The organism is Streptomyces nigrescens, assembly GCF_027626975.1.
Classification (GTDB): Bacteria; Actinomycetota; Actinomycetes; order Streptomycetales; family Streptomycetaceae; genus Streptomyces; species Streptomyces nigrescens.
Genome location: NZ_CP114203.1, coordinates 7161832 through 7184994 on the forward strand (window position 1 = coordinate 7161832; position 23163 = coordinate 7184994).

Genomic DNA, 23163 nt, shown 5'->3' on the forward strand with positions numbered 1-23163 from the left:
TCACCGACGACGAAGGGTGGTACGCCATGGCACGCATACGCTACGGAGCGCGCACCGAGGCGGAGATCACCGCGGCGCGCGCCGCGGGCTCCCGGCTCCCCGACATCTGGTCCACCGGTGTGGTCGCCGTGTGGGAGAGCGACCCGGAGGCGGTCGCGGCCGTGCTGCCGCCGCCCCTCGAACCCACCGGACGCCCGCTGGTCCGGGCCAACATCAGCAAGGTCGAGCTGCCCGGCTACCCCCTGGGCGCGGGCTCGGTCGCCGTCGCGGCCGCCCACCGCGGCGTCGAGGGCTGGTATCCGCTGGTCATGCCGATGACCCACGAGCGGGCCCTGACCGGAGGGCGGGAGGTCTTCGGCGAGCCCAAGAAGCTGGGCGAGGTCACCGTCGAGCGCGACGGCCCGGTCGTGCGCGCCGCGCTCGCCCGGCACGGCATCGCCTTCGTCGAGGTACGCGGTGCGGTGAGCGGACCGCTGCCGGTCCCCGAGCCGTCCCGGAAGACCGACTTCTACTTCAAGTTCCTTCCCGCCGTGGACGGTTCGGGCTTCGACCTCGACCCGGTGCTGGTGCACTGCCTGCGCCACGAGAAGGTCCGCAAGCTGGAGAAGATCACCGGCGATGTCGTCCTCCGCGAGTCGATGTACGACCCCGTCGCCGACCTCCCCGTACGCACCCTCGTCGAGCTCACCCTCGGCGAGAAGACCAGCGACCAGCAGGGCCGGGTCGTCGAGCGGGTCAGCGCCCGGTCCCTGCTGCCGTACGTCCACCAGCGCTACGACGATCCGCAGCAGCTCCTCGACGGTCCGCCCGAGGGGAGTGTCTGATGCCGTGCTCCCCCACAGGACAACCCCAGGATCCCCGGCCGGAAACACGGCCGGAAACATTGCCGGAAACACGGCCGGCCCGACCGGCGCGGAGAGGTGAGCGGGCATGGAGCTGACGGCGGGACAGGTCGCGGTCGTCACCGGCGCCGCCGGCGGTATCGGCCTGGCCATGGCGCGCCGCTTCGCCGCGGACGGGCTGCGGGTCGTCCTCGCGGACGTGGAGGAGGAGCCGCTGCGGGCCGCCGCCGACGAACTGGCCGCGGACGGCGCCCGGGTACTGGCGCGCACCGTGGACGTCGGGGTGCGAGAAGAGGTCGCCGCGCTCGCCGACGCCGCGTACGACGCATTCGGCGCCGTCCACCTGCTGTGCAACAACGCGGGGGTGGGCTCCGGCGCCGAGGGCCGGATGTGGGAACACGAGCCGAACGACTGGGCCTGGGCGTTCGCGGTGAACGTCTGGGGCGTCTTCCACGGCATCCAGTGCTTTCTGCCGCGGATGCTGGCGGGCGGCGCACCCGGCCATGTCGTCAACACCTCCTCGGCGGACGGCGGTGTCGCACCGCTGCCCACCGCGTCCGTCTACGCCGTCACCAAGGCGGCCGTGGTGACCATGACCGAATCGCTCTACGCCCACCTCAAGGCCGAGCGCGCCCCCATCGGCGCCTCGGTGCTCTTCCCCGGCCCGCACATGCTCCGCACCGGCCTGTGGGAGTCGCACCGCAACCGGCCCGTGCGCTACGCCAAGACCCGGCCGCGCCGTACGCCGTACCGCAGCCTGGCGCAGTGGGAGGCGGCGATGAAGGAGGCCGGGCAGGAGATCGCCTTCACCCCCGTCGAGGACGTCGCGGCGCAGGTCGTGGACGGTGTCCGGGCCGGCCGTTTCTGGCTGCTGCCGCCCAGTGCGCACACCGACGCGCAGATCCGGGCGCGCTCCGCCTCGATGCTCGACCGCACCGACCCCGCCTACCTGGAGCACTTCATCCTCGACCCGGACGACTGAGGGAGGTTCCGCCATGACGGACCCACAGACATCCACGGGCCCACAGGCATCCACGGGCCCACAGGCATCCACGGGCCCACAGGCATCCACGGGCCCACAGGTCTCCACCGACCTACAGGTCCCCACGAACCCACAGGCCCCCACGGACCGGCCGGACAGCCGTCCAGGCCCGCACGAGCCGTACCTGATCATCTCCTCCGACTGCCACGCCGGGCTCCCCACCGAGGAGTACCGCCCCTACCTGGACGCCCGCTTCCACCGCGCCTTCGACGCGTTCCTCGGCGAGCGGGACGCCCGCCGCGCGGAGGCCACCCGCCTCGGCATCCGCAACGACGCCTTCGCCGCCCGGTGGTTCCAGGAGCACGAGGAGGGCCTGCGCGGCGGCTGGGACCCCGCACAGCGGCTGAAGGAACTCGACGGCGACGGAGTGGCGGCGGAGGTCGTCTTCCCGGACGCGGACGCCGTCGACAGCGGTACGGCGGCCCCCTTCGGTGTCGGCCTCGGCCTCTCCGGAGACCATGACCCCGACCTCGGTATGGCGGGTGCCCAGGCGCACAACCGCTGGCTCGCCGACTTCGTCTCCGGACACCCCGAACGGCACTGCGGTGTGGCCCTGTTACCGGTCACCGCCGATACGGACCGGGTCGTGGCCGAGATCCACCGCGCCAAGGAGTCCGGGCTCGGCGCCCTGATGATCCCGTCCATGTGGGGCGGCAAGGAGCCGTACCACGACCGCCGTTACGACCCCGTGTGGGCCGCGGCCGCCGAGTGCGCGATGCCGGTGCTGACCCACTCCGGGGCCGCGCCCCGCCACGAGTACGGCGACCACCTCGGGATCTATGTCTCCGAGGTGACCTGGTGGCCCGCGCGCCCCCTGTGGTTCCTGCTCTGGTCCGGCGTCTTCGAACGCCACCCGGGCCTGCGGTTCGGCATCGCCGAGTCCGGCTGCTGGTGGCTGCCCAACCTCCTGTGGTTCATGGACCGCCTCTACCTGGGCGCGCACGGCGGCAAGAAGCTCTCCCCGTTCGCCGCGCTCAAGCGTCCGCCGCACGAGTACCTGGACCGGCAGGTCTTCGTCTGCGCCACCAACACCAAACGCCGGGAACTCGCCCAGCGCTACGAGATCGGCGTCGGCAACATCCTCTGGGGCAGCGACTTCCCGCACCCCGAAGGCACCTGGCCCGACACCCGCGGCTGGCTGAAGAAGACCTTCCATGACATTCCGGTCAGCGAGACCCGCCGCATGCTCGGCCTGTCCGCCGCCGAGGCCTTCGGCTTCGACACCGCGAGGCTGGCCCCGCTGGCCCGCCGTATCGGCCCCACCCCGGCCGAACTCGGCCAGAGCGCCGACCAGTCGGCGGTGGAGGCCTCCTGGGCCCGCTCCCGCGAGGTGGGCCGCCACTGGCTGACCGACCACGACTTCCCGGTACTGGGGGCACAGTGATGACCGACGACCGCTACACCGTCATCTCCGCCGACTGCCACGCCGGCGCCGATCTGCTCGACTACCGGCCGTACTTGGAGTCCCGGTACCACGACGACTTCGACGCCTGGGCGGCGTCCTACGTCAACCCGCACGAGGATCTGCTCGCCGACACCGCCGACCGCAACTGGAACTCCGCCCGCCGCCTGGCCGAACTCGAAGCCGACGGCATCGTCGCCGAGGTCGTCTTCCCGAACACCATCCCGCCGTTCTTCCCGAGCGCCGCCCTCATGGCCCCCGCGCCCAGCGGCACGGAGTTCGAACAGCGCTGGGCGGGCCTGCGCGCCCACAACCGCTGGCTCGCCGACTTCTGCGCGGAGGCCCCGGGCCGCCGGGCCGGCGTCGCCCAGATCCTCCTCCACGATGTCGACGAGGCCGTACGGGAAGTCCGCCGCACCAGGGAAGCCGGGCTCACCGGCGGTGTCATGCTCCCCGGCACCCCGCCCGGCTCCGGCCTCCCCGAACTCCACTCCGGGGCCTACGACCCCCTCTGGGCGGTCTGCGCGGAACTGGACGTCCCCGTCAACCACCACGGCGGCTCGGCCTCCCCGCCGCTCGGCGACGAACCCGCCGCCCGCGCCGTCTTCATGGTCGAGACGACCTGGTTCTCCCACCGGGCCCTGTGGCACCTGATCTTCGGCGGGGCCTTCCGCCGCCATCCCGGTCTCCGCCTCGTCCTCACCGAACAGGGCTCCGGCTGGATCCCCGGTGTCCTGGACATGCTGGACTACTACCACGGGCGGCTGGTCGCGTCCGCGTCCCGGGCCGCCACCGCCGAAGCCAAATTCGGCGTCGGCCTGGGCGAGGCCATGGGCGACTCGCCGGCCGGAATCTGGCGCGACCACTGCTTCGTGGGTGCCAGTTTCATGCGCCCGCACGAGGTCCCGCTCCGCCACCGCATCGGCCTCGACAAGATCATGTGGGGCAGCGACTACCCCCACGACGAGGGCACCCACCCCCACTCCCGCGAGGCCCTCCGCCTCGCCTACGCCGGCGTCCCGGCCGACGAGACCGCCGCCATGCTCGGCACCAACGCCGCCCGCGTCTACGGCTTCGACCTCGCCCGCCTCGCCCCCCTCGCCGCCCGCGTCGGCCCGAGCATCACCGACCTCACCGAGCCCCTGGACGAGATCCCCCCGAACGCCACCAGCCCGGCGTTCGCACGGGGCGGGGCGGTGCGGGTGTGGTGAGGGGCGGCCCGGGCGCGAGACGGGGGCGAGCACGCCACAGGGCCCCCTGGGCCCCAGCACCCCAGGGCCCCGTGCCCCTGGCTCCCTAGGCCTCCGGCACCCTAGGCCCCCGGCAGGCTGGGCCCCAGCACCCGCGCCGCCTGTGCCACCTCCGTCACCGCGCCGTCCGCGCCGACGCTCACCCGGCGGAGGGTGGCGCCCGGCTTCCGGGTGACCACGTCCACCAGGCGGCCGTCGGTGAACAGGCCGGCGGCGCCGTCCTCGACCGCCCAACCTGCGGGCAGCGCCCGGTCGTTGACGGCCGCCAGATAGCCGGGCCGGCGCTCCGGCTCGCTGTCGTAGTGCGGGCACAGGCTGCCGGGCAGCAGCCCCAGTCCGTCGGCGAGCGGCACCGGCGGGCCGAAGGAGTCGGAGAACGCGGACTCGAACCAGCAGCACGCCCCGGCGCTGATGCCGCACAGCAGCACCCCGGACGCGTACGCCTCGCGCAGGATCGTGTCCAGGCCGTGCACCCGCCAGACGGCGAGCATGTTGGCGGTGTTGCCGCCGCCGACGTAGATGATGTCCTGCGCCAGGACGAACGCCCGCAGATCGGACACGGTGCGACGGAATAGCTCCAGGTGGCTCGGTTCGCAGTCCCGTGCCGCGAACGCGGTGTGGAACCCCTCGATGTAGCCCGGTGCGTCGCCGCTCGCGGTCGGCAGGAAGCAGACCTTCGGCCGGGCCCGCCCCACGGCGTCCAGCACGAAGTCGTCCAGCAGGGTGTCGGGATCGTCGGAGAAACCGCCGCCGAGCAGGGCGAGGGTGGGTGTGCCGGCCATGGGACCTCGTTTCCGGTCGTCGTGGGGAGCGTCGACGGCGGGCGTGGTGGCCCAGCTGACGACACGTCTTACATACTTCTCAGTAACAACCCCTAGCGGCACCCCGGTCAACGCCTTTATCGTGCGGGACATGCCGCACCTGCCCGATGTCGTGTTGTGGTCCGTACCGGCCTTCGTCCTGCTCACCGTGGTGGAGATGGTGAGCTATCGCCTGCATCCCGACGAGGATGCGGCGGGCTACGAGGCGAAGGACGCCGCCACCAGCGTCGGCATGGGGCTGGGCAGCCTCGTGTTCGACGCGCTGTGGAAGATACCCATCGTGGCGATCTACGCCACGATCTACGAACTCACCCCGCTGCGGGTGCCCGTGCTGTGGTGGACGCTGATCCTGATGCTGCTCGCACAGGACTTCTTCTACTACTGGTCGCACCGCGGCCACCACGTCATCCGCGTCCTGTGGGCCTGCCACGTGGTGCACCACTCCAGCAAGAAGTTCAACCTCACCACCGCCCTGCGGCAGCCCTGGACCACCTGGACCGTCTGGCCGTTCTACGTCCCGATGGTCGCCCTCGGCGTCCACCCGGCCGCGATCGCCTTCACCTCCGGGGCCAACCTCCTCTACCAGTTCTGGGTGCACACCGAGCGGATCGACAAGCTGCCCCGGCCCTTCGAGTTCGTGCTCAACACCCCGTCCCACCACCGCGTCCACCACGCCTCCCAGGGCGGCTACCTGGACCGGAACTTCGGCGGGATTCTGATCATCTGGGACCGGATGTTCGGCTCGTTCGTCGCGGAGACCGAGCGGCCCGTCTACGGACTCACCAAGAACATCGAGACCTTCAACCCGCTGCGGGTGGCCACCCATGAGTACGCCGCCATCGCGCGGGACATACGGGCCGCGGACAGCTGGCGCGAGCGCGCCGGACGGGTGTTCCGCGGGCCGGGCTGGCAGCCGGCCGAGCGGGTCGCCGCCGAGGAGGCCCGGAAGGCTGCCGAGGAGGCCCGTAAGGCCGGGCCGGCCGGGGACCGGGCGCCCGCCTCCGTCGAGGAGCCGGCCACATGACGGCACGGTGGCCGCGGGCCGTACAGCCGTTGCTGTGGGTGTGCGTCCTGTTGGGCGTCGTACACCTCGGGGCGCTGCTCGGGGGCGTCCTGCCCGTCGTACAGATCACCAAGCCCGTGCTGATGCCGGTGCTCGCCGGCTATGCGCTGGCGCGCGGCGGCCCCCCGCTGCTCGCCGGTGCGCTCCTCTTCGGCTGTGGCGGCGACACCTTCCTCCAGATCGGCGGGGGCCTCGCCTTCCTGGTGGGGATGGGCTCGTTCGCCGCGGGACACGTCTGCTACCTGCTGCTGTTCGCCCGGCACGGGGCGGGGCCCGTGGCCGGACGGCGGGGGCTGACCGCCGCGGCCGGCGCCGGATACGCCGTCCTGCTGACCGGCACGGTGGTGCTGCTGTGGCCGGACCTCCCGGCGGAGCTGCGGATCCCGGTCGCCGGGTACAGCCTGCTGCTCACCGCGATGGCGTTCGGCGCGCTCCGGGCGGGCCCGTGGGCCGCGGCCGGCGGACTGCTGTTCCTGCTCTCCGACACCTTGATCGCGAGCGGGATCGCGCACTGGCCGCAGCTCCCGGCCCCCCAGTTCTGGATCATGCTCACCTATGTCGCGGCCCAGTGGGCGCTGGCCGACGGTGTGCTCCGGTCCGCCGCCACGCCTCCGCGGAACGCGCCACAGCGGGCGCAGGAGCTGCGGACGGCAGGCGCACCGTGAAGCGCTGAGGGGTGGCGCACCCGCCGGGTCCGGGCCCGCCGGGTGCGCCGCGGCTTGAGTCTCCCCCCGAGGGAGACCCGAGAGTGGACGGCATGAACGAGGACGGCACGGGTCTGCTGACCATCGGCGAACTGGCACGGCTGACCGGTGTGCCGGTCAAGACCATCCGCAGTTGGTCGGACCAGGACCTGCTGCCGCCCGCCGCCCGCACCCCCGCGGGCTACCGGCTCTACGGCCCGGACGCCCCGGCCCGCCTGGAGATCGTGCGCAGCCTGCGCGAACTGGGCATCGGTCTGACGGCCATCCGGTCCGTGCTGCACCGCGAGCTCACGGTCGCCGAGACGGCGGAGCAGTGGGCGGACGCGCTGGACGCGCAGATCCGCACCCTGCGGCTGCAGTCCGCCGTGCTGCGCTCGGTGGCCGCGCGGGGCAGCGCAGCAGAGGAGCTGCCGTACATGACCGAACTGGCCCGTCTGTCCGCCCGGGAACGCCGACGGATCATCACGGACTTCGTCGAGGACGCCCTCGACGGGGTGGACGCCCCCGCCTACCGCAGCGGTCTGCTGGCCGCCACTCCCGATCTGCCCGACGATCCCACCCCCGAGCAGATCGGCGCCTGGATCGAGCTGGCCGCCCTGGTTCGCGAGCCGGAACTACGGGCGGCGCTGCGCCGGCTGGCCGAGTACAGCGCGCGTACGGCACCGCCGGCGGGGGAGCCGGACGCCAAGAGCGAGCCGTACGCCCCGGAGGAGAGACGCGCCCCGGAGGAGAGACGCGCCCCGGGGGCGAGCCACACCACGACCGAGCCGCGCACCGCCGCGGCGCCGGACCCGGCCATGCAGGAGCAGGCGGCGCAGGAGCAGGCCGCGCAGGGGCAAGCCGCCGCCCGGGTCGCGGAGTTGATGCGGGTACGCGGTGAGGCGGCCGTCGCGGCCGGGATCGCCCCGGACTCCCCGGCCGCGGAGCCCGTCATCGCCGAGCTGGTCGCCGCCTGGCTCCCCACCCAGACCGGCACCGCCGACCCGCCCACCGAGGACAACCCGGCGGCCCGTGCCCGGCTGCTGGAGCAGCTGGAGACCGCCGCCGAACCCGTTGTCGAGCGCTACTGGCAGCTGCTGTGCACGGTCACCGGCCGGCCCGCGCCACCCCGCTGGGACACCGCGGGAGCCTGGACCACGGCCGCGCTGCGCGCCCACCCCCGGCCGTACGGGCTGGACCGCTCCGCGTTCGACGGCACCGACCCGGACCGGGTACTGCGCGCCTACGAGCAGGTGACCCGCGATGTCGCCGCCCTGGTCGCCGCCGTACGGCCCGAGGACCTCGCGCTGCCGACACCGTGCGCGGGGTGGAGCGTACGGCAGCTGCTCGACCACATGGTGTGGGAGAACCTGATGGCCACCTCGATCGCCGAGGACGCCCCGCGCGATGACCACACCGCCGACCACCTCGGTGACGACCACCGCGCCGCCTTCGACGACTCGGTACGCGCCGCCCTCGCCGCCTTCACCGGCAGCGGGATGCTCCGGCGCACCTACGGCCCCTACGAGGCGCCCGGCGCGATGATCGTCCAACAGGTCGTGGTCGAACTCCTCGCCCACGGCTGGGACTTGGCACGGGCGACCGGCGCGCCGACCGGACTGGCGCCGGAGGCCGCCGAGGAGACCCTGGCCGCGGCGCGCCGGATCTACGGCGCCGCACCGCGCACCGAGGGCAGCTCGTTCGCCCCGGAGCGCCCCGCTCCGCCCGGCGCGAGCGCCACGGACCGGCTGGCGGCCTTCCTCGGCCGCGACCCTGCCTGACCGGTCCACCGGTCCACCGGCCCACCGGCCACCAGTCCACCAGCCCACCGGCCCGCTCCCGGGACGACAGGAGGGAGGGCCGGGTGCGATCACCCGGCCCTCCCCACAACTGCCGTTACCGGCCCTGGAGTTACTTCTTCACCGCGTCCAGCGCATCGACGATGCCGTAGCCGAAGTGGCTGTTGACATGCTTGGTGCCGGTGCAGGTGGACTCACCCGTGGGGCAGCCGGGGTTGTCCGCCTGCTTCTTCAGGAGCCACTGGATCTCCTGCGGGCTGGACTTCGGGTGGGCGCTCTTGAGCAGCGCCGCGACACCCGCGACATGCGGGCTCGCCATGGACGTACCGGCCAGGTAGGCCCAGTCGCCGCCCGGCATGGTGGAGAGGATGTTGCCGTTCTTGGCGGGCAGCTCGGGCACCTGCTTCGAGTCACCGCCCGGCGCGGCCACATCGATCTGGCCGAGTCCGTAGTTGGAGTAGCCGGACTTGAGCTTCTGCACTCCGCTCGCCGCGACCGTCACCGTACCCGGCAGCTGGGTGGGCACGTCCCAGCAGGTCTTCGGGGTGATGGTGCGCTCGACCGGGGTGGTGTCGTTCGGGCTGGAGTCGTCGGTCAGCTTGGCGGCCGCCAGGTCGAGATCGGAGTTGCCCGCCGCCGCGACGTTGATCGCGCCCTTGCGCTGGGCGTAGCTCGCCGCACGCCCGACCGCGTCAATGATGGCGGCCTGGTCGGCGTCGTTCTTGCAGTTGAACATCCACGGGTCGACGTAGTAGCTGTTGTTGGTGACCTCGACACCGTGGTCGGCCGCGAAGACGAAGGCGCAGACCACGCTCTCGGCGTAGAAGAGGCTGGTCTCCGGCTCGCTGACCTTGAGGGCGGATATCTGCACGCCCGGGGCGACCCCGGCCACGCCGACGCCGTTGCGGGCCGCGGCGATCGAGCCCGCGACATGCGTGCCGTGGTAGTCGTTGTCCGGGTCCCAGGGGCGCCAGGCACCCTTGGACGTATCGGCCACACCGCCCACGCAGTTGGCGGACTGCTTCGCGGAGAAGTTGGCCTTCAGATCGGGGTGGGTGTCGTCCACGCCGGTGTCGATGACGGCGACGGTGACCTTCTTGCTGCCCGGGTTCACCTTCGCGGCCTTGTCGGCCTTGATGGCGGGCAGGTCCCACTGCAGCGGTTCGAGCGGCTCCTCGCCGTTCGCCTTCGCCGCCTGGCCGGCCGCCTTGAGCTGGGACTTCGGCAGGTCGACCTTCTGCGGTTTGCCGACGTCGGTGGTGCCCTGTGCCTTGAGCGGCGCGGTACGGGACGCGCCCGCCGACTGCACGCCCGGCACCGTCCGCACGGTGGCGGCGAACTGCGGGTTGGCCGAGTGGACGACGATCACGCCTATCTGCTCATGGGCGATGATCACCTTCCCGCCGGCCTGGGCTATCGCCTTCTTGACCTTGCCGACCGTGGTGTGGCCGGGCGTGGTGTTCACGACGTACGAGAGCAGCGGGCCGTCGGCCGAGGCCGCGGCGGCCGGGGCGGAGTCCTGGGGCGCGGCGGTGGCCGCCTGCGGCAGGAAACCGAGCGACGCCGTCAGAGCCAGTCCGAGCGGTACGGCCAGCGCCCGCATGCGTCTGGATCGGGGATGTGCCATGGGTACTCCACATCATCCGGGAGACCGCCCGTGCGGCGGATTGCGCACGGGTGGGGTGCAGTGAGACGTGAAGTTATCGGCGATCACTCGCGTACAGCAATGGAAAGCGGAAAAAAACGGGGGAAAAGCTGCCACGAGCCCTGAATTGATGGCGCGTCAGCCGCGTACGGCGCGATCTGATCGGCCGTCATGGCCACCCTCGGGGCCGCCCTCATGGCCGTCGCCGTCGCCGTGGCCCTGGCCGGTGGGTCGCCGCCCGTTCCGCCGCCGCCCGTCCTGCCGTCGGCCGTTCTACCGTCGGCCGTCCTGCCGTCGGCGGGCCGCGGGCGGGCCGGTCAGCCGTTGCGCCGCAGAGTCGTGATGCTCAGCGGGGGCAGCGCGATCCGCGGACCGTACCAGCGGCGGGCGGCCGTGGCGGTCCCCGGCCGGGGTTCCGACGGAGCGACGGTGAGCGGCGCAGGCAGCCGGACGCTGCCGTACGGGCGCCGACGGGGAGCGGGGGGCTGCGGGGCCTGCTGGGGCGGCGGATTCACACCGGGCTCAACGAAGCGCCCCGGGCGCGGTGGCGGTCGGCGCGGGCATTCCCTCGGAATCTTCTGGGATTCAACCAACACCCCCCTGTCGGATCGTGTGATGCGCCTCTACCATGCGTGATCTAGATCACTTATATATTCCTTATGATCGGTCGGGGCGCTCCCGTGCAGGTCCCGGACCGGTCCCTGGGAAACCCGCCCCTTCGCGTCAGGAGATCCCGTGAGTGCCGCACCGACCCTCGACCCGGGGACGCATGAGCCGCCCGACTACCTCCAGGTGCAGTCGAGCGCGGAATTCGATGAACTCCGCCGCGCGCACCGCTCATTCGCCTTCCCGCTCACCGTCGCCTTCATCCTCTGGTACCTCGGATATGTGCTGCTGTCGAGCTACGCCGGCGGCTTCATGGCGATCAAGGTCGTCGGTCACCTCAATGTCGCCTTCGTCCTCGGCATCGCCCAGTTCGTGACGACCTTCCTCATCGCCTGGTGGTACTCCCGGCACGCCGCCGCCAAGCTCGACCCGAAGGCCGAGGCCATCAAGTCCCGCCTGGAGGGCGACGCATGAACCTCACCCAGCAGCCGCTCGTGCAGCAGCTCGCGGCCGGCGGCGCGGGCGAGCACCGCGCCCTGATCATCACCCTCTTCGCGGCCTTCGTCGCCGCCACCCTCGCCATCACGGTCTGGGCCGGCCGGCAGACCAAGGGCGCGGAGGACTTCTACGCCGGCGGGCGGCAGTTCACCGGATTCCAGAACGGGCTGGCCATCTCCGGCGACTACATGTCCGCCGCGTCCTTCCTCGGCATCGCCGGCGCCATCGCCCTCTTCGGCTACGACGGCTTCCTCTACTCCATCGGCTTCCTCGTCGCCTGGCTCGTCGCGCTGCTCCTGGTCGCCGAACCGCTGCGCAACTCCGGCCGGTTCACCATGGGCGACGTCCTCGCCTACCGGATGCGCCAGCGACCGGTCCGTACGGCCGCGGGCACCTCCACCATCGTCGTCTCGATCTTCTACCTGCTCGCCCAGATGGCCGGCGCGGGCGCCCTGGTCACCCTGCTCCTGGGCATCACCAGCGAGGCGGGCAAGATCCTCGTCGTCGTCCTCGTCGGCATCGTGATGATCCTCTACGTCACCATCGGCGGCATGAAGGGCACCACCTGGGTCCAGATGGTCAAGGCGGTCCTGCTGATCGCCGGCACCCTGCTCATCACCTTCCTGGTGGCGCTCAAGTTCAACTTCAACCTCTCCTCGCTGCTCGGCGCCGCCGCGGAGAACAGCGGCAAGGGCGCCGCCTTCCTGGAGCCCGGCCTCAAATACGGCGTCAGCGCCACTTCGAAGATCGACTTCATCTCGCTGGGCCTCGCCCTCGTCCTGGGCACCGCGGGCCTGCCGCACATCCTCATCCGCTTCTACACGGTCCCCACCGCCAAGGCCGCCCGTAAGTCCGTGAACTGGGCGATCGGCATCATCGGCGTCTTCTACCTGATGACCATCGCGCTGGGCTTCGGCGCCGCGGCCCTCATCAAGCCCGAGACGATCACCGCCTCCAACAAGGCGGGCAACACCGCGGCCCCGCTCCTCGCCGAGGCCATCGGCGGCGGCGCCGGCTCCACCGGCGGCGCCATCCTGCTCGCCGTCATCTCCGCCGTCGCCTTCGCCACCATCCTCGCGGTGGTCGCCGGCCTCACCCTCGCCTCGTCCTCGTCCTTCGCGCACGACCTGTACGTCAATGTCTTCCGCAAGGGCAAGGCCACCGAGAAGGAGGAGGTCGGCGCGGCCCGCTGGGCGACCGTCGGCATCGGCGCGGTCGCCATCGTGCTGGGCGTCTTCGCCCGCGGGCTGAACGTCGCCGGCCTGGTGGCGCTCGCCTTCGCGGTCGCCGCCTCCGCCAACCTCCCGACGATCCTCTACAGCCTGTTCTGGAAGCGCTTCACCACCCAGGGCGCGCTGTGGTCCATCTACGGAGGCCTCGCCTCCTCCGTCTTCCTGGTCCTCTTCTCCCCGGTGGTCTCCGGCAAGGAGACCTCGATGTTCCCCGCCGCGGACTTCGCCTTCTTCCCGCTGGAGAACCCGGGGCTGATCTCCATCCCGCTGGGCTTCCTGCTCGGCTGGCTGGGGTCGCTGCTGTCGAAGGAGGAGCCGGACGCCCAGAAGTACGCCGAACTGGAGGTCCGCTCGCTGACCGGGACCGGCGCCCACTGAACGGGGCCGGCTGAGCCGTCCCCACAGGGGCCGGGCGGGACGGCGTCGTAGATCTCTACGATGCCGCCCCGCCCGCCTCGTGCTTCTCATCTCTGCTCACTGTCACACCCATCGCGTAGGCTCGAAGACGTACTGATCCACCTGAGGAGACGTACCGAGCCATCACTCTTGGGGAGGGGGCCCAGTGCTCATCGACACGTATGGCCGCGTGGCCACCGACCTGCGCGTTTCGCTCACCGACCGCTGCAATCTGCGGTGCACGTACTGCATGCCGGAAGAGGGCCTTCAGTGGCTCGCCAAGCCCGATCTGCTCACCGACGACGAAATCGTCCGGCTGATCACCATCGCCGTGCGCGACCTGGGCATCGACGAGGTCCGCTTCACCGGCGGTGAGCCGCTGCTCCGCCCCGGTCTGCCCGGCATCGTCGAGCGCGTCGCCGCCCTCACCCCACGCCCCCAGATGTCGCTGACCACCAACGGCATCGGCCTGGAGCGCACCGCCACCGCCCTCCGCGACGCCGGTCTGGACCGCGTCAATGTCTCCCTCGACACCCTCCGGCCGGAGGTCTTCCAGGCCATGACCCGCCGCAAGCGGCACGGCGACGTCCTCCGCGGCCTGGAGGCGGCCCGCGCGGCCGGACTGACCCCGGTCAAGGTCAACACCGTCCTGATGCCGGGCCTCAATGACGACGAGGCCCCCGACCTGCTGGCCTGGGCGATCGACCACGACTACGAGCTCCGCTTCATCGAGCAGATGCCGCTGGACGCCCAGCACGGCTGGAAGCGCGACGGCATGATCACCGCGGGCGACATCCTCGCCTCGCTGCGCACCCGCTTCGCGCTCACCCCCGAGGGCCAGGACGAGCGTGGCTCCGCGCCCGCCGAGCGCTGGATCGTCGACGGCGGCCCGCACCGCGTCGGAGTGATCGCCTCGGTCACCCGCCCGTTCTGCCGGGCCTGCGACCGCACCCGTCTGACCGCCGACGGCCAGGTCCGTACGTGCCTGTTCGCCACCGAGGAGACGGACCTGCGGACCGCGCTGCGCTCCGAGGCGCCCGATGACGAGATCGCGCGGATATGGAAAGTCGCGATGTGGGGCAAGAAGGCGGGCTCGGGTCTGGACGACCCGTCGTTCCTGCAGCCGGAGCGCCCGATGTCCGCGATCGGCGGCTGAGCCGGTCGGTCTCAGCGACCGGCGGCCGACGCCTCCCAGTCCTCCAGCGTCACGACATCCTTCAGGAAGCCGCGCACCCCGAGGAACTGCGACAGATGCTCCCGGTGCTCCTCGCAGGCCAGCCAGGTCTTGCGCCGGTCCGGAGTGTGCAGCTTCGGGTTGTTCCAGGCCAGCACCCACACGGCCGCGGCGCGGCAGCCCTTCGCGGAGCAGATGACGGCGCTGTCGGCGGAGTCCTGGGGATTCGGGGAGTTCACGGCCTCAACCCTACGTCCTGGGATCACGGACCCGGCCCGGCGATCCCGCCCGTCAGGCCCTGCGGACATGACGACGCCGGGCAGCCACGGGGGGAGCCGCCCGGCGTCGGTCCGTCGCTCCGACGGGGGATGCGGAGCGCGTACGCAGTATGTCACGGGGGAAGGCGCCGAGTGCACCGGAACTCCATGATTGATCTGAGCTTTTCTTGAGCTTTGCAGACCGGGAGATGATCAGCTGGGGTCATGTTCCGGTGCGGAAGCGCCCGCCGCCGGACGTTCCGGAACGGACTCCGACGGGGCGTCGGAGGCACCCGGCGTCAGCATCGGCCTGGTCGGGCCCGCGACGAACGTCTTCGGGAGCGAAGGGGCGTTCTCCCGGCCCGCGTTGGCGATGACGACCGCGATATAGGGCAGCGCCAGCCCCAGTACCAACGTGGCGATGGCCACGGGCCGCTCGATGTTCCACAGCACGACGGTCAGCACCACGGCCACCGTCCGCACCGCCATCGAGATCACATACCGGCGCTGCCGCCCGCGGACATCCTCGGACAGCCCCTGCCGGGCTCCGGTGATCCGGAAGGTCTCGCCGCTGCTCTGCTTCCGCATCACGCTCCACCACCTGGTCAGTCATGCCGGATTTCCCCGCTATCCGGTCGGTTTCCACGGTACGCCGCGACTGCGCCGCCTTCGAGACCGGGTCGTGCCACGCCTCGCCCGGGTCGGCCGGGCCACCGTGCGTACACCCGGCTCCGGCGTGCGCCGTAGTCGAAGCGGGGCGACACTGACGGAGCGACCGTCATCTGCACCGCGCCGCAAGAGGAGTCGACATGACGTGGTTGTGGGCCATCATCGTGGGCCTGGTGCTGGGCCTGATCGCGAAGGCCATCATCCCGGGCAAGCAGCAGATTCCGCTCTGGCTGACCGTGATCTTCGGCATGCTGGGCAGCGTCCTCGGCAACTGGGCGGCCACCGGCATCGGGGTCAACGAGACCGGCGGCATCGACTGGATCCGGCACCTGCTGCAACTGGCCGGCGCGGTCCTCGTCGTCGGCATCGGTGACCGCCTCTGGGTCTCCATGCGGGGCCGCAAGAAACAGGCGACCTAGCCCTGCTCACACGGACGGCCGGCGCACCCTCCGCGCGCCGGCCGTCCGTACGTCTGCCGTCTCAGCGGCCGTCGAGCCGGCCCAGCTTGCGGCCGGCCTTCAGGTACGCGACGCCGGGGGAGTCCGCCAGCTTCTCGGCCAGCACCTCGCCCAGCGGCCGGGCCGCATCGGCCTCCGCCAGCACCACGGTCTGCTGCTTGCCCTCGCCCTCGGCCTCCACGATCAGCCGCAGCGCGTTCTGCTTGGCCAGCCGCCGCGCCGCCGAGGCGCTCGGGGTGAACTCCAGCACCGTCGTCAGCACGGCCGCCACCGTCTCCGCGCCGTGCGCGGCGACATCCACCGACGGCAGCGACTCCACATCGGCGAACGACTTCTTGGAGAACTGCGCCACGAAACCGGCCCGCGCCGCCATCGCCGCGTCCATCCCGTACAGCGCGGCCACGACCTCGCCCGCGAGGACCTTCTTGAGGTCCATCGGGTGCAGCGAGCGGTCCGCGACCCGGCCCAGGACGAGCGCGATCTCCTCGTCGGTCCACTCCGTCCAGGCCTTGAGGTACGGCTCCATCAGCCGGTCCGGCACCGACATGATCTTGCCGAAGACATCGTCGGCGGGCGCGCTCAGCCCGACGTAATTGCCCTTGGACTTGGACATCTTGGCGCCGGTGCCGTCCGTGCCCTCGATCAGCGGCATGGTCACCACCAGCTGCGGCCGCTGCCCGCGCAGCTCCATCAGCTTGCGGCCCATCTGCAGATTGAGCAGCTGGTCGGAGCCGCCCAGCTCCACATCGCACTCCAGCGCCACCGAGTCCAGGCCCTGGGCGATGGGGTACAGCAGCTCCGTCATGGTCAGACCGGACCCGGCGGCCAGCCGGTTGCGGAAGTCCTCGCGCTGCAGCAGCTGCGAGGCCGGCACCTGGGCGAGCAGCGACAGCAGCTCCGGGAAGGTGTACGGCGCCAGCCACTCGCTGTTCTGCCGGAAGCTGACCTTCTCGAAGTCGAAGAAGGGGCGTACCTGTTCGCGGTACGTGGCGAGGTTCTGCGCGATGTCCTCGTCGGTCAGCGGCGGGCGCTCGGCCGTACGGCCCGAGGGGTCGCCGATCTTGGCGGTGAAGTCACCGATGATCAGCGTGACGTCATGGCCCAGCCGCTGGAACCGGCTCAGGATGATCAGCGGGACCGCATGCCCGAGGTGCACATCGGTGGCCGTCGGGTCGATGCCCAACTTGATGTGCAGACCCTTGCCGGCCGCCCGGCGCTCCTCGATCCGCTCGGCCAGCTTCTCCACGCCCGGCAGGACCTCGACCGTACGGGCCGCGATCAGCTCGGCCTGCTCCTTGGCGGGCAGGTCCGTCAGATCCAGATAGCGCCGCGCGCCCGTCTCCTTGAGCAGCTCCTGGACCGTGGCGTCCGAGGAGAGGTCGGCGGAGAGCAGCGTGGTGGCGCGGGCGACGGATTCGCCGAGGCGTGTCATGGCGTTCCTGATCGATCGTGGTTCCCCGAGGGGAGGACAAGCGGACAGTCTATTCGCCCGGTACGACACTCCCGCGCCGTGCGCCCGCCCGGCCCGCCGCGACGGGCCGGGCGCACACAGGCCTCTCACACCCCGCGGCTGACCGAACTCATGTTGAAGTCCGGGATGCGCAGCGCCGGCATCGCGGCGCGGGTGAAGTAGTCGCCCCACTCGCGCGGCAGGGTCCGCTCCGTACGGCCCGCCTCCACCGCCCGGGACAGCAGGTCCACCGGCGACTCGTTGAACCGGAAGTTGTTGACCTCGCCGACCACCTCGCCGTTCTCGACCAGATAGACACCGTCCCGGGTCAGACCGGTCAGCAGCAGCGTCGCCGGGTCCACCTCGCGGATGTACCACAGGCAGGTCAGCAGCAGCGCCGGACCGTCATGGCCGGCGGCCGCCACCATCTCGTCCAGCGAGCGCGAACCTCCGCCCTCCAGCAGGAGGTTGTCGATGCCCGGCGCCACCGGCAGGCCGGTCAGCCCGGCACTGTGCCGGGTGGTCAGCAGCCGGTTGAGCACCCCTTCGCGGATCCAGTCGGTGGCCGTCAGCGGCAGTCCGTTGTCGAAGACCGAGGCATCGTCGCCGGAGGAGTGCGCCAGGACGAACGGCGCGCACTCCAGACCCGGCGCCCGCGGGTCGCTGCGCAGCGTCAGCGGCAGCTCGCTGAGCCGCTCGCCCAGCCGGGTGCCCGTCCCGGGCCGCCCCGCCGCGCCGTCGCCGTCGGCCGGCCTGGAGAAGACCGTGCGGCCCTCGGCGGCGTCCCGGGCGCCGGACGACCACATCTGGTAGATCAGCAGGTCGGCGACGGCGGTCGGCGGCAGCAGCGTCTCGTACCGCCCGGCGGGCAGCTCGATGCGCCGCCCGGCCCAGTCCAGCCGCCGGCTCAGCTCGGTGTCCAGCTCCCGCGGGTCGACATCGGTGAAGTCGCGGGTCGCCCGGCCGGTCCAGGCCGAGCGGGGTACGGCCCCGTCGGGACCTGCCGCCCTGGCGTTCAGCTCCAGCGTCCCGGTGGGCTGGTCGTGCCGCAGCCGCAGCCCGGTCGAGGTGCCCAGATACGACGAGACGACCTCGTGGTGGGCGAAGCCGTACAGCTCCCGGCCGCCCGCGCGGGCCAGCTGGAAGGACTCGCCGAGCGCCGGCGCGAACGCCGCGAACACCTCCGAGGAGGTCTCGGCGGGCGCCTCGGTGAAGTCGGCGGACGCCTTCCCGCCGCCGACCAGCGGCTGGGCGTCCTCGGCGGGCCCGGCCTCCCGGGCGGCCGCCTCGGCGGCCCGGACCAGCGGCTCCAGGTCGTCCGCCGTCACCGCGGACCGCGAGACGACACCGGAGGCGGTGCCCTGCCCGCCGTCCACGGTCGCCACCACCGTAAGGGTGCGGCCGCGGGTGACGCCATTGGTGGTGAGCGCATTGCCCGCCCAGCGCAGATTGGCGCTGGAGTGCTCATCGGCGATGACCGCACAGCCGTCGGCGCGGGAGAGCTCCAGCGCCCGCTCGACGATCTCGTGTGGGGTGTTCGTACGCGACCTGCGCGTGCTCATCGACCGGCCTCCTGCGTCGTGTTCAGACGGTGCCTTCCCGGGGGACGACCCCCGGACCCCCGGCCGGTTGCGTGGTGGCGGCTCATCGACCGGCCTCCTGCGTCGTGTTCAGAATGTTCACGCCCTGGAAGAGGGCGGAGGGGCAGCCGTGCGAGACGGCGGCGACCTGGCCGGGCTGGGCCTTGCCGCAGTTGAAGGCGCCGCCCAGCACATAGGTCTCCGGACCGCCGACCGCGGTCATCGAGCCCCAGAAGTCGGTGGTGGTCGCCTGATAGGCGACGTCCCGCACCTGCCCGCAGAGACGGCCGTTGCGGATCGCATACGCCCGCTGCTGGGTGAACTGGAAGTTGTACCGCTGCATATCGATGGACCACGAGCGGTCGCCGACGACATAGATGCCGCGCTCCACCCCGGAGATCAGCTCGTCCGTGGACGGGCCGTCCGCCGCCGGCCGCAGCGAGACGTTCGCCATCCGCTGGACCGGGACATGGCCGGGGGAGTCCGCGTAGGCGCAGCCGTTGGAGCGGGTGAAGCCCGTCAACTGGGCGATTCTGCGGTCGAGTTGGTAGCCGACCAGGGTTCCGTCCTTGATCAGGTCCCAGGACTGTGCGGCCACTCCCTCGTCGTCGTAGCCGATCGTCGCGAGTCCGTGCTCGGCGGTCCGGTCGCCCGTCACATTCATGATCCCGGAGCCGTACGTCAGCTTCCCGAGCTGGTCGAAGGTGGCGAACGAGGTGCCCGCGTACGCCGCCTCGTAGCCCAGCGCCCGGTCCAGCTCGGTGGCGTGCCCGATCGACTCGTGGATCGTCAGCCAGAGGTTGGACGGATCCACCACCAGGTCGTACGCACCGGCCTCGACGGTCGGTGCGCGCATCTTCTCGGCGAGGTGCTCGGGGATCCGGGCCAGTTCACCGTCCCAGTCGTAGTGGCCGCCGGTCAGATATTCCCAGCCGCGCCCGACCGGCGGGGCCAGGGTGCGCATCGAGTCGAAGTCGCCGCTCGCCGGGTCCACCGCGACCGCGGTGAGCTGCGGATGCAGCCGTACCCGCTGCTGGGTGGTGCTGGTGCCCGCGGTGTCCGCGTAGAACTTGTTCTCCTGGACGGTCAGCAGCGCGGCGTCCGCATGGGCCACGCCCTCGGCGGCCAGCAGCCGCGTGCTCCACTCCGCCAGCAGCCCGGTCTTGTCGGCGTCCGGGACGTCGAAGGGGTTGATCTCGTACGAGGAGACCCAGGTGCGGTCCGGGTGCGCGGGCTCCGGCGCCAGCTCCACCCTCTCGTCGGAGCCCGCGGCCTTGATCACCTTCGCGGACAGCTTCGCCATCGCCACCGCCTGCGCGGCCACCCGCGCGGCCGCGTCCATCGTCAGATCCACCCCGGACGCGAACCCCCAGGCCCCGCCGTGCACCACCCGCACCGCGTACCCCAGGTCGGTGATGTCCGAGGTCCCGGACGGACGGGCGTCGCGCAGCCGCCAGGACGCGCTGCGGATCCGCTCCAGGCGGAAGTCCGCATGGTCGGCGCCCAGCGCGCGGGCGCGGGCCAGCGCGGCATCGGCCAGCGCGTGCAGCGGCAGCGCCAGGAATGTCTCGTCAACGGCATGGGGTGCAGGCAAGGATTCCTCCCGTGGTCGGCGCCTGCATCATGCCCTGTGGCGGGCCCCTGGCCCAGAGGACACCGGGGTGCGGCACCGGGCGCCGGCCAAGGTGACGCACGGTGCCGGGGTCCGGTGCGACACGGCCGGCGGGGACCGCCGCGGTCCGGGATTCCGCCGTGGTTCTGTGGAGACCCGACAGTGACCGGCGCACGCGCCTGTCCGTGCTCGATTCCCCGGAAGGACCCCGCGACCGATAGTTTCGTATCGAACGCAGGACGGACAGAAACGGAAAGGGTGATCTCTTGAGCCGCTCGGTTCTGGTCACCGGAGGTAACCGCGGCATCGGCCTCGCCATTGCCCGTGCCTTCGCCGAGGCAGGCGACAAGGTCGCCATCACCTACCGCTCGGGCGAGCCCCCCGCGGGATTTTTGGCCGTGAAGTGCGACATCACGGACAACGAGCAGGTCGAGCAGGCGTACAAGGAGATCGAGGAGAAGCAGGGTCCGGTCGAGGTGCTGGTGGCCAACGCCGGCGTCACCCGTGACCAGCTGCTGATGCGGATGTCCGAGGAGGACTTCACCTCGGTCCTGGAGACCAACCTCACCGGCACGTTCCGGGTGGTCAAGCGCGCCAACCGCGCGATGCTGCGGGCCCGCAAGGGCCGGGTCGTGCTGATCTCGTCCGTGGTGGGCCTGATGGGCGCGCCGGGCCAGGCGAACTACGCCGCCTCCAAGGCCGGGCTGGTGGGCTTCGCCCGCTCGCTCGCCCGCGAGCTGGGCAGCCGCAACATCACCGTCAACGTCGTCGCCCCCGGCTTCGTCGACACCGACATGACCCGCGTGCTCACCGACGAGCAGCGGGAGAGCATCGTCAAGCAGGTGCCGCTCGCGCGGTATGCGCAGCCCGAGGAGATCGCCGCCTCGGTCCGCTTCCTGGCCTCCGACGAGGCCGCGTACATCACCGGAGCCGTCATTCCTGTCGACGGCGGATTGGGCATGGGTCACTGATCAGCATGAGTGGAATCCTTGCAGGCAAGCGCATCCTGGTCACGGGTGTTCTGACCGAGTCGTCGATCGCGTTCCAGGCGGCCAAGGTCGCCCAGAACGAGGGCGCCGAGGTCATCCTCACCGGCTTCGGCCGGCTCTCCCTCGTGGAGCGGATCGCCAAGCGGCTGCCCAAGCCCGCCCCGGTCATCGAGCTGGACGTCACCAACCAGGAGCACCTGGACGGTCTGGCCGACAAGATCCGCGAGCACCAGGGTGAGGGCGCCCGCCTCGACGGCATCGTGCACTCCATCGCCTTCGGCCCGCAGGGCGCCTTCAACTTCCTGGAGGCCGAGTGGTCGGACGTCGGCACCGCGGTCCAGGTCTCGGCGTACTCCTACAAGTCGCTGACCATGGCCTGCCTGCCGCTCATGGAGCACGGCGGCGCGGTCGTCGGTCTCACCTTCGACGCGCAGATCGCCTGGCCGAAGTACGACTGGATGGGCGTGGCCAAGGCGGCGCTGGAGAGCACCAACCGCTACCTGGCGCGTGACCTGGGCCCCAAGGGCATCCGCTGCAACCTGGTCTCGGCCGGCCCCATCAAGTCGATGGCCGCCAAGTCCATCCCCGGCTTCGAGGAGCTGGCGGACGTGTGGAACCACCGCGCCCCGATCGGCTGGGACCTGGCCGACCCGGAGCCGGCCGGCCGTGGTGTCGTCGGCCTGCTGTCCGACTTCTTCCCGCGGACGACGGGCGAGATCGTGCACGTCGACGGCGGTGTGCACATGATGGGCGCCTGACGTCCCGCGTTTCCTCCATGCTGCCCGTCCCGGTGTGCCGGGGCGGGCAGTACGCATTGCGCCATGGGAATCGGTCATGGCCCTCACGGGAATACCGCCCCCGCCCGCCCCGTTGTGGCCCGCAGGGGGCGCCGGCCTCCCCTACGGGAACTGTTCGACCCCTCAGGGCCCCGGAACGGTCAGCCGGCAGCCGAAGGGGTGCGCGCTCGCCTCGGCGGCCGCCCGGTCGGCGTCGCCCGCACGGATCGCCTCCACCAGCCGGGCATGGTCCATATGCGCCTCGGGCCGCAGCTCCTCGCCCACATCGGCCCGCAGGAAGTCCCGCAGCACGCCCCCGAGGTCGGCGTAGATCTCGGCCAGCACCTCGTTGTGGGAGGCCGACACGATCGCCATGTGCAAGGTCGCGTCCGCCTCCACGAAGGCCTCCGCCGCACCGGACTCCCAGGCCTGCTCGCGCCGCTCCAGCAGGGTGTCGATCTGCCGCAGGTCCTGTGGGGTGCGCCGCTCCGCGGCGAGCCGGGCGGCCGACGCCTCCAGGGCGCTGCGCAGCTCGGCGACGTGGCCGGGCTCGGCCGCCGCGAACCGGCGGTTCATCACCCCGGCCAGTTCACTGGTGGCCACCACGTAGGTGCCCGACCCCTGGCGGATGTCCAGCAGCCCGTTGTGGGCCAGCGCCCGGACGGCCTCGCGGACGGTGTTACGGGCCACCCCGAGCTGCTCGACGAGTTCCGGTTCGGTCGGGATACGGGATCCCACCGGCCACTCACCGGACGTGATCTGGGCGCGCAGCTGCGCGATCACCTGGTCCGCCAGCGCGGACCGGCGGGGCGAGGTCAGAGGCATGGCTGCGCTCCGGGGGGAAGGGGCGGACGGACGGCGGCGGGGCGGCGCCCGCCGGATCCTGTCGGTTCCCGGCGCCGCCCGAGACAGCAGAGGC

The 23163-nt window shown here is 71.7% G+C and carries 21 protein-coding genes; 13 read left to right on the forward strand and 8 right to left on the reverse strand.

What is annotated here, in order from left to right; genetic code table 11:
* Window positions 1-26: 26 nt before the first annotated feature.
* The 4 genes from STRNI_RS31700 (at window position 27) to STRNI_RS31715 (ending at window position 4497) form a co-directional block, all read left to right on the forward strand.
* On the forward strand, window positions 27-824 hold the full coding sequence (locus STRNI_RS31700) for an acetoacetate decarboxylase family protein (protein WP_277412446.1): 798 nt from the start codon (window positions 27-29) through the stop codon (window positions 822-824).
* 106 nt (window positions 825-930) lie between these two features.
* Entirely contained in the window at window positions 931-1824 is an 894-nt protein-coding gene (locus tag STRNI_RS31705; protein ID WP_277412447.1) for an SDR family NAD(P)-dependent oxidoreductase, read from the forward strand.
* 13 nt (window positions 1825-1837) lie between these two features.
* Window positions 1838-3268, forward strand: coding sequence for an amidohydrolase family protein (locus STRNI_RS31710; RefSeq protein ID WP_277412448.1), 1431 nt, complete (start codon window positions 1838-1840; stop codon window positions 3266-3268).
* The gene (locus STRNI_RS31715) at window positions 3268-4497 is read left to right on the forward strand and encodes an amidohydrolase family protein (RefSeq protein WP_277412449.1); all 1230 of its coding nucleotides are present in this window, start codon (window positions 3268-3270) and stop codon (window positions 4495-4497) included. Before STRNI_RS31710 ends, STRNI_RS31715 begins: the two co-directional genes overlap by 1 nt.
* A gap of 101 nt (window positions 4498-4598) precedes the next feature.
* Here STRNI_RS31715 and STRNI_RS31720 read toward each other — a convergent pair whose 3' ends face one another.
* Window positions 4599-5318: a Type 1 glutamine amidotransferase-like domain-containing protein gene (locus STRNI_RS31720; protein WP_277412450.1), complete on the reverse strand. Its 720-nt coding sequence runs from the start codon at window positions 5316-5318 to the stop codon at window positions 4599-4601.
* Between the two features lie 130 nt (window positions 5319-5448).
* Between STRNI_RS31720 and STRNI_RS31725 the strand changes: the two genes are divergently transcribed.
* The 3 genes from STRNI_RS31725 (at window position 5449) to STRNI_RS31735 (ending at window position 8884) form a co-directional block, all read left to right on the forward strand.
* Window positions 5449-6381, forward strand: coding sequence for a sterol desaturase family protein (locus STRNI_RS31725; protein ID WP_274734794.1), 933 nt, complete (start codon window positions 5449-5451; stop codon window positions 6379-6381).
* Complete coding sequence (locus STRNI_RS31730) at window positions 6378-7085, forward strand: lysoplasmalogenase (protein WP_277412451.1); 708 nt, start codon at window positions 6378-6380, stop codon at window positions 7083-7085. Before STRNI_RS31725 ends, STRNI_RS31730 begins: the two co-directional genes overlap by 4 nt.
* A gap of 92 nt (window positions 7086-7177) precedes the next feature.
* On the forward strand, window positions 7178-8884 hold the full coding sequence (locus tag STRNI_RS31735; RefSeq protein WP_277412452.1) for a TIGR03086 family metal-binding protein: 1707 nt from the start codon (window positions 7178-7180) through the stop codon (window positions 8882-8884).
* A 130-nt stretch (window positions 8885-9014) separates the two neighbouring features.
* Here the strand turns inward: STRNI_RS31735 and STRNI_RS31740 are convergent, their stop codons facing one another.
* Entirely contained in the window at window positions 9015-10529 is a 1515-nt protein-coding gene (locus STRNI_RS31740; RefSeq protein ID WP_026169999.1) for a S8 family serine peptidase, read from the reverse strand.
* 753 nt (window positions 10530-11282) lie between these two features.
* On the opposite strand from STRNI_RS31740, the gene STRNI_RS31745 reads away from it, so the two are divergent.
* The 3 genes from STRNI_RS31745 (at window position 11283) to moaA (ending at window position 14435) form a co-directional block, all read left to right on the forward strand.
* A complete protein-coding gene (locus tag STRNI_RS31745) occupies window positions 11283-11627 on the forward strand; it encodes a DUF485 domain-containing protein (protein WP_018091781.1) in 345 nt (114 codons plus the stop codon).
* Window positions 11624-13261 (forward strand): solute symporter family protein, encoded by a 1638-nt coding sequence (locus STRNI_RS31750; protein ID WP_018091780.1) that lies wholly within the window; start codon window positions 11624-11626, stop codon window positions 13259-13261. The genes STRNI_RS31745 and STRNI_RS31750 overlap by 4 nt, the downstream gene beginning before the upstream one ends.
* Window positions 13262-13445: 184 nt before the next feature.
* Window positions 13446-14435, forward strand: coding sequence for a GTP 3',8-cyclase MoaA (moaA, locus tag STRNI_RS31755; protein WP_093642942.1), 990 nt, complete (start codon window positions 13446-13448; stop codon window positions 14433-14435).
* Between the two features lie 11 nt (window positions 14436-14446).
* Here moaA and STRNI_RS31760 read toward each other — a convergent pair whose 3' ends face one another.
* Complete coding sequence (locus STRNI_RS31760; RefSeq protein WP_018091778.1) at window positions 14447-14692, reverse strand: hypothetical protein; 246 nt, start codon at window positions 14690-14692, stop codon at window positions 14447-14449.
* 231 nt (window positions 14693-14923) lie between these two features.
* Entirely contained in the window at window positions 14924-15298 is a 375-nt protein-coding gene (locus STRNI_RS31765) for a DUF3099 domain-containing protein (RefSeq protein ID WP_018091777.1), read from the reverse strand.
* Between the two features lie 221 nt (window positions 15299-15519).
* Here STRNI_RS31765 and STRNI_RS31770 point away from each other — a divergent pair, with 221 nt between their 5' ends.
* Window positions 15520-15798 carry a GlsB/YeaQ/YmgE family stress response membrane protein gene (locus tag STRNI_RS31770; RefSeq protein WP_018091776.1) on the forward strand — a complete coding sequence of 93 codons (279 nt, stop codon included), beginning with the start codon at window positions 15520-15522 and terminating at the stop codon, window positions 15796-15798.
* Between the two features lie 61 nt (window positions 15799-15859).
* Here the strand turns inward: STRNI_RS31770 and tyrS are convergent, their stop codons facing one another.
* From tyrS to STRNI_RS31785, 3 genes are all read right to left on the reverse strand, one after another.
* Window positions 15860-17269, reverse strand: a complete 1410-nt coding sequence (tyrS, locus tag STRNI_RS31775) for a tyrosine--tRNA ligase (RefSeq protein WP_277412453.1) — start codon at window positions 17267-17269, stop codon at window positions 15860-15862.
* A gap of 125 nt (window positions 17270-17394) precedes the next feature.
* Window positions 17395-18849 carry a metallopeptidase TldD-related protein gene (locus STRNI_RS31780; RefSeq protein WP_277412454.1) on the reverse strand — a complete coding sequence of 485 codons (1455 nt, stop codon included), beginning with the start codon at window positions 18847-18849 and terminating at the stop codon, window positions 17395-17397.
* An 82-nt stretch (window positions 18850-18931) separates the two neighbouring features.
* Window positions 18932-20461, reverse strand: coding sequence for a TldD/PmbA family protein (locus STRNI_RS31785; RefSeq protein WP_266449188.1), 1530 nt, complete (start codon window positions 20459-20461; stop codon window positions 18932-18934).
* 284 nt (window positions 20462-20745) lie between these two features.
* Between STRNI_RS31785 and fabG the strand changes: the two genes are divergently transcribed.
* On the forward strand, window positions 20746-21450 hold the full coding sequence (gene fabG / locus STRNI_RS31790) for a 3-oxoacyl-[acyl-carrier-protein] reductase (protein ID WP_018091772.1): 705 nt from the start codon (window positions 20746-20748) through the stop codon (window positions 21448-21450).
* Between the two features lie 5 nt (window positions 21451-21455).
* The gene (gene fabI / locus STRNI_RS31795) at window positions 21456-22226 is read left to right on the forward strand and encodes an enoyl-ACP reductase FabI (RefSeq protein ID WP_018091771.1); all 771 of its coding nucleotides are present in this window, start codon (window positions 21456-21458) and stop codon (window positions 22224-22226) included.
* A 162-nt stretch (window positions 22227-22388) separates the two neighbouring features.
* Here fabI and STRNI_RS31800 read toward each other — a convergent pair whose 3' ends face one another.
* Window positions 22389-23069, reverse strand: a complete 681-nt coding sequence (locus STRNI_RS31800) for a FadR/GntR family transcriptional regulator (RefSeq protein WP_277412455.1) — start codon at window positions 23067-23069, stop codon at window positions 22389-22391.
* Window positions 23070-23163 lie beyond the last annotated feature (94 nt).